14 protein-coding genes and 2 tRNA genes are annotated in these 12,744 nt (G+C 71.3%); 12 read left to right on the forward strand and 4 right to left on the reverse strand.

The genetic code is table 11. From position 1 onward, the window contains the following. Positions 1 to 86: 86 nt before the first annotated feature. Both DN051_RS25570 and DN051_RS25575 read left to right on the forward strand, forming a co-directional pair. A complete protein-coding gene (locus tag DN051_RS25570) occupies positions 87 to 659 on the forward strand; it encodes an SCO2584 family spore wall biosynthesis protein (protein ID WP_484419731.1) in 573 nt (190 codons plus the stop codon). Between the two features lie 78 nt (positions 660 to 737). Next, positions 738 to 1,808: an SCO2583 family membrane protein gene (locus tag DN051_RS25575; protein ID WP_053761061.1), complete on the forward strand. Its 1,071-nt coding sequence runs from the start codon at positions 738 to 740 to the stop codon at positions 1,806 to 1,808. A 79-nt stretch (positions 1,809 to 1,887) separates the two neighbouring features. On the opposite strand, the gene DN051_RS25580 is transcribed toward DN051_RS25575, so the two are convergent. Next, a complete protein-coding gene (locus DN051_RS25580) occupies positions 1,888 to 3,021 on the reverse strand; it encodes a M48 family metallopeptidase (RefSeq protein WP_112439580.1) in 1,134 nt (377 codons plus the stop codon). 136 nt (positions 3,022 to 3,157) lie between these two features. On the opposite strand from DN051_RS25580, the gene DN051_RS45875 reads away from it, so the two are divergent. From DN051_RS45875 to DN051_RS25620, 9 genes are all read left to right on the forward strand, one after another. Continuing rightward, positions 3,158 to 3,319: a hypothetical protein gene (locus tag DN051_RS45875; RefSeq protein ID WP_199314672.1), complete on the forward strand. Its 162-nt coding sequence runs from the start codon at positions 3,158 to 3,160 to the stop codon at positions 3,317 to 3,319. A 110-nt stretch (positions 3,320 to 3,429) separates the two neighbouring features. Continuing rightward, positions 3,430 to 3,594, forward strand: a complete 165-nt coding sequence (locus DN051_RS45880; RefSeq protein WP_199314673.1) for a hypothetical protein — start codon at positions 3,430 to 3,432, stop codon at positions 3,592 to 3,594. 32 nt (positions 3,595 to 3,626) lie between these two features. Continuing rightward, on the forward strand, positions 3,627 to 4,259 hold the full coding sequence (nadD, locus tag DN051_RS25590) for a nicotinate-nucleotide adenylyltransferase (RefSeq protein WP_053761058.1): 633 nt from the start codon (positions 3,627 to 3,629) through the stop codon (positions 4,257 to 4,259). Between the two features lie 16 nt (positions 4,260 to 4,275). After that, positions 4,276 to 5,949 (forward strand): LCP family protein, encoded by a 1,674-nt coding sequence (locus tag DN051_RS25595; RefSeq protein WP_112439582.1) that lies wholly within the window; start codon positions 4,276 to 4,278, stop codon positions 5,947 to 5,949. Positions 5,950 to 6,069: 120 nt separating this feature from the next. Beyond that, complete coding sequence (rsfS, locus tag DN051_RS25600) at positions 6,070 to 6,516, forward strand: ribosome silencing factor (RefSeq protein WP_053761056.1); 447 nt, start codon at positions 6,070 to 6,072, stop codon at positions 6,514 to 6,516. Continuing rightward, positions 6,513 to 7,184 (forward strand): histidine phosphatase family protein, encoded by a 672-nt coding sequence (locus tag DN051_RS25605; RefSeq protein WP_053761122.1) that lies wholly within the window; start codon positions 6,513 to 6,515, stop codon positions 7,182 to 7,184. Before rsfS ends, DN051_RS25605 begins: the two co-directional genes overlap by 4 nt. A gap of 118 nt (positions 7,185 to 7,302) precedes the next feature. After that, positions 7,303 to 7,375 (forward strand) — tRNA-Ala (locus DN051_RS25610). A 205-nt stretch (positions 7,376 to 7,580) separates the two neighbouring features. Beyond that, positions 7,581 to 7,757 carry a hypothetical protein gene (locus DN051_RS25615; protein WP_107094021.1) on the forward strand — a complete coding sequence of 59 codons (177 nt, stop codon included), beginning with the start codon at positions 7,581 to 7,583 and terminating at the stop codon, positions 7,755 to 7,757. Between the two features lie 3 nt (positions 7,758 to 7,760). Beyond that, a complete protein-coding gene (locus DN051_RS25620; RefSeq protein WP_003976229.1) occupies positions 7,761 to 7,994 on the forward strand; it encodes a hypothetical protein in 234 nt (77 codons plus the stop codon). Here DN051_RS25620 and DN051_RS25625 read toward each other — a convergent pair. Then, positions 7,963 to 9,183, reverse strand: coding sequence for a glycosyltransferase 87 family protein (locus DN051_RS25625; protein WP_420709200.1), 1,221 nt, complete (start codon positions 9,181 to 9,183; stop codon positions 7,963 to 7,965). The two genes, DN051_RS25620 and DN051_RS25625, sit on opposite strands and share 32 nt — an antisense overlap. A gap of 112 nt (positions 9,184 to 9,295) precedes the next feature. On the opposite strand from DN051_RS25625, the gene DN051_RS25630 reads away from it, so the two are divergent. After that, positions 9,296 to 9,368, forward strand: a tRNA-Ala gene (locus DN051_RS25630). 161 nt (positions 9,369 to 9,529) lie between these two features. On the opposite strand, the gene DN051_RS25635 is transcribed toward DN051_RS25630, so the two are convergent. Continuing rightward, positions 9,530 to 11,140 (reverse strand): NADH-quinone oxidoreductase subunit NuoF family protein, encoded by a 1,611-nt coding sequence (locus DN051_RS25635; protein WP_162624983.1) that lies wholly within the window; start codon positions 11,138 to 11,140, stop codon positions 9,530 to 9,532. Continuing rightward, positions 11,137 to 12,360: a ferric reductase-like transmembrane domain-containing protein gene (locus tag DN051_RS25640; protein WP_053761053.1), complete on the reverse strand. Its 1,224-nt coding sequence runs from the start codon at positions 12,358 to 12,360 to the stop codon at positions 11,137 to 11,139. Before DN051_RS25640 ends, DN051_RS25635 begins: the two co-directional genes overlap by 4 nt. Positions 12,361 to 12,744 lie beyond the last annotated feature (384 nt).

The raw sequence follows: 12,744 nt of genomic DNA on the forward strand, positions 1-12,744 counted from the left end.
CCCACACATCGGTGGAACCGTCTCCGCAAGCGGATGAATTTCCATACCGTCTGCCCAAATTGACCCCCCAGGTCTACTCTGGATTCGTGCCGGAGGACGTGGGGGGCACGCCGTTCCCTGACGGCTGGGAGCCCGACGACGACCACGACCGCGGGGTGTCGGACGAAGAGTTCGCCTCCGTGGTCTTCGACGAGGCCTTCGTACGGGCGGCGGCGGTGCACGAGCCGACCGCCGTCGAACGCCTCCTGGCCGCCGCCCAGGCCAGGGCGGAGGCCTCCGAGGAGGCCCGCCGGGCCCACGCCAGAGGCGAGCGCTACGACGACGGGTATGCCTCCGACGACCCCGCCGGGTTCGGCCGCGACCCCGACTTCGACGATCTGGACGACCCCGACGTCCTCGACAGCCGCGACGGCTCTCCGGGGCCGTACGGCCGGCAGGTCCGCTGGCACCGTCCGGTCGCCTGGCTGCTGGCCGTGGTGATGGGCGTCGGCATGGTCGCGCTGGCCTTCGCCGCCGTCTACCGCGGCGCCTCCTCCGGCCGCCAGGACCCCGTCCCGACCCCCGCGTCCACCGGCCTGGAGCAGGGCGCCTCCGCCGCACCCTCCGCCTCCGCCGACTACTCACGGCCGGCCGTCTCCGCGGTCCCCCGCACCCCCTGACGGACCTGGTGAGGACCTGTCAGAAGTTGTCGTACAACTGGGCGTTTACCGGAGCTTCAGGAGACCTACTCTGAAGATATGGGCGGGCCTGGAGACCCACCTGAGGGGACACCCGACGGCGCCCCCAACGGTGCGGACGACGAATACCGATCCGTCGTCTTCGACGAGTCGTTCGTCCGCGCTGCCCGCCTCCAGGAATCCTCCGCCCAGGAGCGCATAGGCGACCACGCGCCCGCCGTGCGCCGCCTTCCGCCCCTGCGCCGGGGCCTGTCCCGGCAGGCGCTGATCCTGGTCGTGCTGATCGCCGTCGCCTTCGGCACCGCGATCTACATGGGCGTACGGCATCCGTACCAGAGCTCGCAGGCCCGCCCGCCGGTCGCGCCCCTGCGGATGACCGTGATCCCGCTCGCCCCGCAGGGCAGGGTCCCCGGCGCCACCGATCCCGAACAGTTGTACGCGAACAGTCCCGCCGCGCAGTTCCGCACCGGCGCCGAGGGCATACCGCTGCCCGCCGCCCGGCGCACCGCGAACTTCTCCGACGGCCAGGTCATCACCGCCCTGACCACAGCGAAGGACTACATCGTCCGCTCCTCGCTCTACCCCGAGGTGCTCACCGGCGGGGAGATCCGGGCCGTGCGGGTGCTGCTCGATCCCGATCAACTCGACCAGTTCGACCGCAGCTTCCGGATGCCCACCGGCGACGGCCGGCACGCCCCCACCGGCTGGCTGGTCCGCTTCGACCCCGGCCACGCGGTGCTCGCCGACCGCGAGATCCGTGTGCAGGGCACCATGAGCGTGATCGAGGCCGACTCGGCCACCCTGGAGGTCACGGCCGACCACACCTTCGTGTACGCGCTGCGACCGGCCGGCGCCGGGGCGCGGGCAGAGGCGTCGCTGTTCACCGTCCGGCGCGAGCTGCTCTTCCGGTTCGACCGAGACGACCTGCGGCTGCACCAGGCCCAGCTGGTCAGCTCGCAGGTCCAGGCCGGACCGCTGTCGTGCGCCGAGGACCACGCCGACCGGCTGCGCCCTCTGCTGGCCGGCCAGACCCCCAAGGCGGGCGGCCCGGCCGGCACGGATCCCTATGCGTCGTACGGCGCGACAGCCCTGTGCGGGACGCTCGCGGACAGCGCCCAGCCCAAGATGTGAGGGCCGCCGGGCCCCGGAGGCATGAAGCCGGGCCCGGAGGCACGTCTCCGGGCCCGGAGGGGTCGGTCCCCCCGAGGGGTCAGTCCCGGTCGCGCGAAGGCGCGTCCCCCGGCTCGTCGCCGGACCCGTTCGCCGGTCCGGGCTTCGGGCCGTCGGAAGAGCCGCCGGCGCCGCCCGTGAAGCCGCCGAAGCCGCGCCGCACCCGGCTCCCCAGGTCGCCGGCGCCGCCCGCGATGTCGGTGACCAGCTTCATCAGCGGGTCCTTCGAACTGCGCACATGACCTGCGTAGTGTGCCGCCGACTCGCGGAAGGAGTCGGTGACGGAGGTGTCCGTGTCCTCGTCGCGCCGGGGGTAGTGACCGTCCATGATCCGCTGGTGGTCGCGGGAGGCCGCCCACTTCTTCAGCTCGGCGGCGCGCACGGTCGTGAAGGGGTGGGTGCGGGGCAGCGTGTTGAGGATCTTCAGCACGGAGTCGCGCAGGTCACCGCCCGCCTCGTACTCCTCGGCCTGCTCCAGGAACGCGTCCACGTTCATCTCGTGCAGGTGGTTGCCGCCCGCCAGCTTCATCAGGCCGCGCATCGAGGCCTGGAGGTCCTGGCCGACCAGCAGGCCCGCACGGTCGGCGGACAGCTCCGACTTGCGGAACCACTCGCGCAGCGCGGTCACGATCGCCATGACCGCGACGCCGCCCAGCGGGATCCACGCCACCCTCAGCGCGAGGTTCGTCAGGAACAGCAGGATCGTGCGGTAGACGGCGTGCCCGGACAGGGCGTGACCCACCTCGTGGCCGACGACCGCCCGCATCTCCTCCTCGTCGAGCAGTTCGACCAGCCCGGTCGTGACCACGATGATCGGCTCGTCCAGGCCGATGCACATCGCGTTCGGCTGCGGGTCCTGGTTCACGTACATCGGAGGGACCTTCTCCAGGTCCAGGATGTAACAGGCGTCCCTGAGCATGTCGTTGAGATGGGAGAACTGCCGGTCCGAGACCCGCACCGAGTCGGACAGGAACAGCAGCCTCAGGCTCCGCTCGGGCAGCAGACCGCTGAGCGCCTTGAAGACCGTGTCGAAGCCGCTCAGCTTGCGCAGCGCGACCAGGGCGGAGCGGTCGGCCGGGTGTTCGTACGCACGCGAGGAGATCCCCGGGAAGCGCCTGCGCTGCCTGCTCGGCACGTGCTCGTGCCCGTCCTTCTGGTGGCCGTCGTCGGACATCTCTTCCCCTAGGTGCGTCGATGTGTCCTGTGGTCGGTGCGCGGCCGTTCCCGCGCTGCCTCGTACGCCCCCGAAGCAAGCCCCAGCCTAGGCGGAGATACCGTGGACGGGCAGTGAAGCGAAGGAGTCCCGCACCATGGAGCACCGTCCGGAAACCCACTGGCTCACCGAGGCCGCGAACGTCGCCCAGCAGCAGGGGGCGGGGAACCTTCTGCGGGTCGTGCTGATCGTGATGGTGGTGGGCTGTGTGCTCGCCGCCTGGCTCCTGCTCCGGGGTTACAGGCAGAAGGACGACTGAAGCGCCCGCGAGGTTGCCCGACGGCGGAGTCGGGGTGATCGCGGCCGGGGTGCCCGATTACGATGGGCACACGTCTTTATCCCGCCCACACGCGATTGGTCCTGTCGAAGATGAGCTTCCACAGCACAGCAGCCCAGTTGGTCACCCTCGCCGCCGAGGGCGGGGAGCACGGCGGCAGCCACGCGAGCCTCAGCCCCTGGGTCACCGGTGGTGGCGCGTTCCTCGCCCTGATGCTCCTGCTGTGGATCACCACGCGCTTCAACCGCGACCGCTGACCACACAGGCCGGGCCGGTAGGGTCTGCACGCATGGGAGAGCAGGACATGCCTACCGGTCCGGCACACGGCGCCGGCGGCAAGCGCCGCCTCGGCGTCATGGGCGGGACGTTCGACCCGATCCACCACGGCCACCTGGTCGCGGCCAGTGAGGTCGCCGCGCGGTTCCACCTCGACGAGGTGGTGTTCGTGCCCACCGGTCAGCCGTGGCAGAAGAGTCACCGCAAGGTCGCCCCGGCCGAGGACCGCTACCTGATGACGGTGATCGCGACCGCCGAGAACCCCCAGTTCTCGGTCAGCCGCATCGACATCGACCGGGGCGGCCCCACGTACACCGCGGACACCCTGCGCGACCTGCGCGCGATCAATCCCGCCGCGGACCTGTTCTTCATCACCGGCGCCGACGCCCTGGCCCAGATCCTGACCTGGCGCAACAGCGAAGAACTCTTCTCCCTCGCGCACTTCGTCGGGGTGACCCGGCCCGGCCACCACCTGACGGACGCCGGACTCCCCAAGGGCGGCGTCTCGCTCGTGGAGGTTCCCGCCCTGGCCATCTCGTCGACGGACTGCCGTGCGAGAGTCGCCAAGGGAGACCCCGTCTGGTATCTGGTGCCGGACGGAGTCGTGCGCTACATCGCGAAACGAGAGCTGTACCGCGGCGAGTGAGCCGAGAGGGGCACCGGTGAACGACCGATACGACGCGGGGTACGGCGGCGACGCGTACGAACTCGTCGGGTACGACGAGTACGGCCAACCTGTGTACCGGCAGGTCCCGCCGCAGCAGCCGGCCCAGCAGCCGTACGACCCTTACGGACAGCAGGGATACGGCTACGACCCGTACGCCACGGGCACGCAGCCCGTCCAGCAGCCGTACGACCCGTACGGCACGGGCCAGCAGCCCTCCGTACCCGCCCACGAGTCCTACGAGGGCTACGACCCCTACGGCCGGACCGCCACCAGCGGCCAGCAGCCCCGGGTGGCCGAGCAGACCGCGTACATCCCGCAGCAGGCGGGACCGGTCGAGGAACCCCCGCGGGAGGGCCGGCAGGACCGGGACGGCCGGGAGCACGGCGACGACCGGGACTACCGCACCGAGCAGTTCGCCTTCGTCGAGGAACCCGACGTCGAGTCCGAGGACGTCATCGACTGGCTGAAGTTCACCGAGAACCGCACCGAGCGCCGCGAGGAGGCCCGCCGCCGCGCCCGCACCCGCCTGATCGGACTGGTCGTCGTACTGGCCCTGGTCGCGGCCGGCGGGGTCGGCTACCTGTGGTACGCCGGAAAGCTCCCCGGTCTGTCCTCGGCCGACCAGGGGACCGGCGGCGCGACCACCGCGGCCGCCCAGAAACGCGATGTCGTCGTCGTCCACCTGCACGACACCAAGAAGGGCGGCACCTCCACGGCGCTGCTCGTCGACAACGCCACCACCAAGCAGGGCACCACCGTCCTGCTGCCCAACGCCCTCGCCCTGACCGGGGACGACGGGACGACGACCCTGGCCAAGTCCGTCGACGACGACGGCTCCTCCGGCACCCGCGAAGCGCTCGACACCGTGCTGGGCACCTCGATCCAGGGCACCTGGCGCCTGGACACCCCCTACCTGCAGAACCTCGTCGACCTGGTCGGCAACATCGAGGTCGACACCAACACCGACGTGCCCGACCCGAAGGCCGAGAAGAAGGGCGAGGCACCCCTGGTCAACAAGGGCGAGGGCCAGACCCTCAGCGGCAAGACGGCCGTCGCCTACGCCACCTACCGTGCCCCCGGCGAGGCCCAGAGCGCCCAGCTGGAACGGTTCGGGCAGGTCATGCAGGGCGTCCTGCGCAAGATGTCGTCCGATGCGCAGGCCGCCACGACCACCGTGCAGACCCTGGCGCAGATCCTCGACCCGTCGCTCACCGACAAGGACCTCGGCACCTTCCTCGCCGGGCTCTCCGACCTCGCCAAGAGCGGCGACTACAAGACGGCCGCACTGCCCGTCCAGGAGGACGGCACGCTGAGCGAGCAGGCCGGCGACAGCGTGGTCAAGGACGTCCTCGGCGGCACCGCCAAGAGCCCCGACCAGGACGCGGCCCTCAGGGTCTCGGTGCGGAACGCCACCGGTGTGAAGGACAACACGGAAAAGGCCCGTGTGGTGCTCCTCAACGGCGGCTTCACCTTCCTGGACGGCGGCACGGCGAGCAGCGCCGCGGCCACCTCCCAGGTCCTGTACGCCGAGGCCGCCGACAAGGAGAACGCCGTCGAGGTCGCCAAGACCCTGGGGCTCGCCGAGGAGGCGGTGGCCAAGGGCGAGACGACCTCCAACGCCGGAGTGTCGGTCGTGCTCGGCCAGGACTACGAGCCCTCGGCGGGCTGACGCCCGTCCCCGGGGGGCGCGGGGTGACCCGGGCCCCCGGGGATCGAACAATCACGTGGGGTGGCGTCGGCGGTCCGTGAGACCCTTGATGGCAAGTGACCGCCGACGGAAAGCCTCGCAGTGACCGCAACCGACCGCTCGCTCCAGCTCATCAACACCGCTGCCCAGGCCGCAGCCGACAAACTCGCACACGACGTCATCGCCTACGACGTCAGCGACGTCCTGTCGATCACGGACGCATTCCTGCTGGCCTCCGCACCCAACGACCGCCAGGTCAAGTCGATCGTCGACGAGATCGAGGAGCGGCTCCAGAAGGAGCTCGGCGCCAAGCCGGTGCGCCGCGAGGGCGACCGTGAGGCCCGCTGGGTGCTTCTCGACTACGTCGACATCGTCGTGCACGTCCAGCACAGCGAGGAGCGGGTCTTCTACGCCCTGGAGCGGCTGTGGAAGGACTGCCCGGAGATCCAGCTGCCCGACGACGCCCGCGCCACCCGCGGCAAGGCCGAGGAGCACGCCAAGCTCCAGGCAGCCGAGGAGGCGGCCGAGACGGGCGGTGAGTGGCGGTGAGCGCCACCGGTGAGGTGACCGGTGGCAAGCCGGGGGGCGGCCGCCGCCTCATCCTGTGGCGGCACGGCCAGACCGCGTGGAACGTGGAGCGCCGCTTCCAGGGCAGCACCGACGTCGAACTGACGTCGACCGGCGTGGCCCAGGCCCGCCGGGCCGCCCGGCTGCTCGCCTCGCTCAGGCCCGACGCGATCATCGCCTCGGACCTCCAGCGGGCCGCGGACACCGCCGCCGAGCTGGCCGCGCTCACCGGCCTGGAGGTCAACCGCGACGAAGCCCTGCGCGAGACCTACGCGGGCGTGTGGCAGGGGCTGACCCACGAGGAGATCATCGACCGGTACGGCGACCAGTACGCCGCCTGGAAACGCGGTGAGCCGGTGCGCCGCGGCGGCGGTGAACTGGAGACCGAGGTCGCCGACCGCGCCGCCCCGGTCGTGCTGCGGCACGCCGACAAGCTCCCCGAGGACGGCACGCTCGTCGTGGTCAGCCACGGGGGCACGATCCGTACCACCATCGGGCGCCTCCTCGGTCTGGATCCCCACCACTGGGAGAGCCTCGGCGGCCTGTCCAACTGCTGCTGGTCCGTCCTCGGCGAGGGCGCCCGCGGCTGGCGGCTGCTCGAGCACAACGCCGGCACGCTGCCGGAGCCGGTGCTCGGCGACGACGACTGACCCGCACCCGCGGGCCACCTCCCCGGATTTCACTTTCCGGCAGGTCGCAGGCTAAAGTTCTTCTTGTTCGCCCCGCCGAGCGGGGCGAAACACCATGTGGCCCAGCCACGTGGGACCTGGGGCTATAGCTCAGTTGGTAGAGCGCCTGCATGGCATGCAGGAGGTCAGGAGTTCAATTCTCCTTAGCTCCACGGACGAATCCCGTCCCCTTCGGGGGGCGGGATTTTTCGTTCTTCCCACTTGAGCAGCCGGGGCCCGGAAGGCGTATACCTCTTCGGGAGGCGCACCAGGGCTGCCGTGTCCGGACTGGTACCAAGGCGTCGCTGACCGTATTGGTCCGGCCGTGGCAGAATCAAACGGCCGGAAGGGGCCGCGACCCGACGGGAGGGAGTAGCGATGCCTGCGAGCATCCTCGAGGAGGTCGGCCACCTCCTCGGCGAAGCGGCGTTGATACGGGACACGATCACCCGCCTCAGCTGCCCTTCCTGCGGTTCCGCGCATGTCGCCCAGGTGCTCGGCGACAACGGCGGCGTCTCGTACGTGTGCACGGCCTGCGGCCACAGCTGGAGCTGATCGATGGGTGCACACAGGCGAAAGTGCGACTGGTGTGGCAGCGGCACACCGATCGTCCGCGACATGGAACCGGTCAACCCCGACTACCAGTACTGGTGCGAGGAATGCGCACGGGCGCTGATCATAAAGGGCGACCCGATCGAGACGTACCGCGAACTGGAGGGTGAGCCGATCTACGGCCGGCTCCTGGAGGAGCACTGCACCCTCAAGCGGTTCTACTCGTTCGTGACCGCCTGACCTCCTTCCCGACCGCCGGTCCCGCGCTCACCGCCGCCCCGGCGAGGCCGAGGAAGAGACAGCCGGCGGCCGCGTAGAGCGCCGACAGCGTCAACTCCGCCGCACCCTGGTGCAGTTCGGGCCTGCCGGGGCCGTGCGGCACCCACCACAGGGCGTACGAGCAGAACACCAGCAGCGTCGCGCCCGCGGCCACCCGGTGCCCGTGCGCCGCCAGCAGGAGCACCACCGGGACGCACCACACCCAGTGGTGCGACCAGGACACCGGACTGACGAGCAGTGCCGTCACGGCGCAGCAGGCCGCCGCCCACGCCCGTTCGCCGCGCAACTCGGCCCGTACCGCCACCGCCAGCCCGCCCGCGGCCACGACCAGCGCGACGGCCGCCCAGAGGGCTCCCGGCTCCGGTGTGTGCAGCAGTCGCGCCACCACGCCGCGCAGCGCCTGGTTCGCGGTCTCCTCGGCCTTGCCGACCCGGCTCGCCCGGAACACCGCGTCGGTCCAGAACCGCCAGGAGTCGTACGGCAGGACGGCCGCCCCGAGCAGGGTCGCGCCGGCGAACGCGCCGGCCGCCCCGAGCGCGTGCCGCAGCCAGGGGCCGTCGCGGCGCCGGGCGCGGGCCACGAGGCCGGTGACGAACAGGAGGACGGCGAACAGCGCCGGCGTCAGCTTCACGGCCGCCGCCAGCCCGATGCCCAGCCCCGCCAGGCGGTCGCCCGGACGCCGTGACAGATCCCACAGCACCAGCACCGCGAGCAGCAGGTTGATCTGTCCGTACCGCAGCGTCGTCCACACCGGTTCGCACCACACGGCCGCCGCCGACACCCACCAGACCGTCTCCACGCGCGTGTGCCCCATGAGCCGCAGCGACAGCCGCACCAGCGCGACCAGGAGGGCGAGGTTCCCGGCCGTCGCGAGCGCGCGCAGGGCTCCGGTGTCGAGGAGGGTCAGCGGGGTGAACAGCAGGGCCGCGAACGGCGGGTAGGTGGCGGGCAGTTGTGCCGATGTCGCGCGCAGGGCGTAGAGGTCGCCGCCCGCCCGTACCGTCGCGCCCTCGGCCCGGTACACCATCAGGTCGAGCATCGTCACGTGCGCGACCCGCTGAGCGATCCAGAACGCCGTGAAGGAGACCAGACACACGGTCAGGGCGACCGGCAGGCGGCGGGAGACGGCGGAGGGCGCGATCACGGTCACAGGGACCGACATTAGTGCCCTTACCGGTGCAGAACGGAAACGATTTGGTGGTCCAGCGGGTCGACCGTGTAATGTTGGCGTCGCCGCCAGGGAAACCGGCGGAACACCGCAAGGGGCTATAGCTCAGTTGGTAGAGCGCCTGCATGGCATGCAGGAGGTCAGGAGTTCAATTCTCCTTAGCTCCACAGATCGAAGAGCGGCCCGGGTCCACGGAAACGTGGACCCGGGCCGCTCTCGTCTTTGTGCATGCGACTCGACCGCCGCACGGCGAGCCGGAGTTGAAAGGGTTGAGAGAGGGGGGCCACCCGGATCGGGTGGCCCCCCTCTTCCTGGCTCAGGACCGGGCTCAGCGGCCCAGGGCGCGGCGGCCGCGGCCCTGCGAGAGGACCGGGAGGTTGCTGCGGGACGCGGGCCGCTCCGCCTGCTCCTCGACGCGCAGGGCCAGGGCCGGGCAGCGGCGGACCGCTCGGAGCGCCTTGGCCTCGGCGTAGCGCGGCACCTGCGCCTGGGCGACCGTCGGGAAGCCGTCGGCGCCGAGTTCGAAGACCTCCGGGAGGATGTCGGCGCACAGTCCGTGCCCCCGGCACAGCGTCCAGTCGACGTAGATCTTCTGGCGGCTGGGGCCGTTCTGCTCGGGATCGCCGCCGCCGGGGATGCCGGTCGGGGCCCTGCCGCCCTCGAAGAGCGGCAGGACGCCCGTCACGGGCCGTCCGCAGCCGTTTCCGAGGACATGGGCCGCCAGGTCGTCGGTGAACGCCTTGACGGTCGACTCCAGGAACATCGCCGAACCGTCCGGGTGCGAGCACGCGCCGCGCCGCTTCACGTTCTTGGCGACCTGCTTGAGCGCCTCCAGGGCGGCGGGGCCGCCGCCGTTGAGGATGTCCTCCAGACCGCGTGCGGCGGCCGGCAGGCCGAGGTAGCAGGGGCCGCACTGGCCCGCGCTCTCCTCCGCCAGCCACTGCGCCACGCGCAGCGACTCGCCCAGCGGACAGGTGTCCTGGCTGAGCGGCAGGATGGCGCCGGCGCCCAGCGAACCGCCCACCGCGTCCAGGGAGTTGCGGGAGACGATCGCCTCGTTGACCGTGGCCGCGTCGATCCACTTGCCGTGGTAGCCGCCGGTCAGCACGCCCTGCGGGACCGGCGGGGCGCCGGCCAGCTGGAGGACGTAGCGCAGCGGCACGCCGGTCGGGACCTCGATCACCATGGGGCGGGCGACCGCACCCGACACCGTCAGCATCACGGTGCCCGGTTCGTCGTACAGACCGGTGTTGCCGTAGCGCTCCGGGCCGATGCGGGCGGCGATCGCCAGTTGCGCGAACGTCTCGGCGTTGGACAGCAGGGTGGGAGCGCCGCCGACGCCGCTCTGCGAGGCGCTGACCTTGCGGCCGGACGGGATCGCCGGGCCGCCGTCGATGGAGCGGACCAGCGAGGCGGCGGCCCCGGTGACCATCCGGACCGGATTGCGCTGCACGCGTGCGCGCAGTGCCGACCGGCGCCCGTTGCTCAGGCCGCGCTCGGCGAGGGCGGCCTCCATGGAGCGCTGGGTGGACTCGCGGGTGACCCCCACCACGAGCGTGCGGGCACCCAGTGCCTCCGCGCACAGCAGGGCACCGTCGAGGATGAGATGCGGGGCACGGTTGATCAGCACCGTGTCCTTGCGGCAGGCCGGTTCGTCCTCACTGCCGTTGACGACGACGACCGGCCGGACGCCCCGCTTGATCGCCGATTCGGCGACCGAGCGCAGCTTCTTGTGGAAGGGGAAGCCCGCGCCTCCGCGGCCCCTGAGGTTGATGCGTTCGGCGAGCTGGGCGAGCTGTTCGCCGCCCAGGGGGTCGAGCGGCCCGTGCACCTTGAGGTGCATGGGCAGATCGAGTCTTTCGACAAGGTCGAAGCCCGACGTGAGCTGGGGAAGTCCGACCACGCGGACTTCTGGGACGTCGGGCAGGGCCTCGTTCACTTGTAGCCTCCGGAGGGCGTGTTCCAAGGTTCGCCCGAACCCGGTGCGTCGAAGTCGTAGGACGCACCGGGCAGTGTTTCAGTGGCGGGACCGCTGTTGTACGTGTCACCCGGGTTGTACGTGCCGTGGACCGTGTTCGACTCACCGGTGTCGTACACATCACTTCCGCCGTACCCGCCGGTGCCCGGATTGCCATAGGCCGGGATGTTGTAACCGGTGTCCTGGAGGGGGTCGTAGGCCGAGGGCGGCGCCTCGCCGACCGGGGGCGGGGACGGTATGGGCCACGAGCCGGACGTGCTGCCGCTTCCCTCGATCCGGTGGAAGGCCTCCGTCGGCTGCGCCTCGAAGGGCAGCTCCACACGGGGCATCTGGCCGGTGGCGTAGGTCTCCTGGGGGCGCGGGGGCGACGAGACCGCGCGGTAGGCGGCCGCGAAGCCGGTGGCGGGCTCCTGCGCGGCTGCCCGCTCGGCGCTCTCGTAGAGCGGACCTCTGGGCGAGGCCGCGGGCGCGCGGGAGCCCCACTGCTGGTCCTGGCCCGCCGACGCGGACTCCTCCGCCATCCGGGCGCGGCTGGCATCCAGTTCCTCGCGGCCCGCCGCCCGGTCGCCCGACATCAGCGCGGTGATCCGGTCGGCGACACGCCGCTTGACCGGCCGGGGAGCCGCGCGCAGCGCGAGCGCCGCCGCCACGCCGAGCAGCGACAGCGCGTACAGGAAGACGAACAGCGGCGCCGCCGTGCGACCCGCGTAGAGGCCGTGGACCAGCGCCGCGCACCACGCCGGGTAGGCCAGCATGTGCACCGCCCGCCAGCGCGCGGCGACGAGGGCCGGCGACGCGAAGCGGTTGCGCAGGATGCCGGTGATGGCCACGAAGATCATCATGAGGCCGGCCAGGGTGCCCAGGCCGATCAGGAAGCCCCTGTCCATGACATCCCCGTCCCCCGACAGCAGGAGCCCGAAGGGGATCACCGCGGCGATCCACGAGGTGTGGTCCAGCGCCAGCTTGACCACCACGTGGATCAGCAGGAAGACGAGAGCGGCGACGGCGGTGGTCCGGTGCACGGCCTGCGCCAGGATCCGGCGGCGGGCGTCCAGGAGGATCCGGTCCTGGGCGACGAGCCCCCAGATCACCGAGCAGCTGAGGCACACGAGTGCCAGGACGCCCGCGCCGAAGTCGAGGAAATACGCGAACGAGTCGTCCGCCGTGCTGTCCGTGGTCACGGCATGCCTCCCGACATCACGACGAAGGGCGGGTACAGCGAAAGGGCAGCCGTCGCCGCGACCGGGGCCGGTCGGCCCGGTCGGGGAAGCGAGCTGCTACGAGGACAAGGGTCCATGGGGGTGACTCCGAGCGGTATGGGATGCGGTCCCGTTGCCGCACTCTAGGCGTCGCCATACCGAGGAGTACGAGGTTTGAGTTATTGCGCTGTTATCAAAGGACAATGAGCTTGTTGTGATGCCCCTTAGCGGCTGTTACGCGAAGTAACCTTTGAACGTCGTTCAGGTTCCTGGTGGTGGCACGCCGTGCCGGACGCGCCCGGAACGTCGTCGCGGCGCGGTCGACGGCTGCGGTACCCTGACGCCATGCGTGCCGTACGCCTTCTG

It is taken from the genome of Streptomyces cadmiisoli (assembly GCF_003261055.1).
GTDB lineage: Bacteria > Actinomycetota > Actinomycetes > Streptomycetales > Streptomycetaceae > Streptomyces > Streptomyces cadmiisoli.

Excerpts from the sequence above, each read along its gene's own strand:
- DN051_RS45880 (WP_199314673.1), top strand. The coding sequence starts at position 3,430 with ATGAGCTTCCACAGCACAGCAGCCCAGTTGGTCACCCTCGCCGCCGAG.
- nadD (WP_053761058.1), top strand. The coding sequence starts at position 3,627 with ATGGGAGAGCAGGACATGCCTACCGGTCCGGCACACGGCGCCGGCGGC.
- DN051_RS25580 (WP_112439580.1), bottom strand. The coding sequence starts at position 3,021 with ATGTCCGACGACGGCCACCAGAAGGACGGGCACGAGCACGTGCCGAGC.
- DN051_RS25575 (WP_053761061.1), top strand. The coding sequence starts at position 738 with ATGGGCGGGCCTGGAGACCCACCTGAGGGGACACCCGACGGCGCCCCC.
- DN051_RS45875 (WP_199314672.1), top strand. The coding sequence starts at position 3,158 with ATGGAGCACCGTCCGGAAACCCACTGGCTCACCGAGGCCGCGAACGTC.
- DN051_RS25620 (WP_003976229.1), top strand. The coding sequence starts at position 7,761 with ATGGGTGCACACAGGCGAAAGTGCGACTGGTGTGGCAGCGGCACACCG.
- DN051_RS25615 (WP_107094021.1), top strand. The coding sequence starts at position 7,581 with ATGCCTGCGAGCATCCTCGAGGAGGTCGGCCACCTCCTCGGCGAAGCG.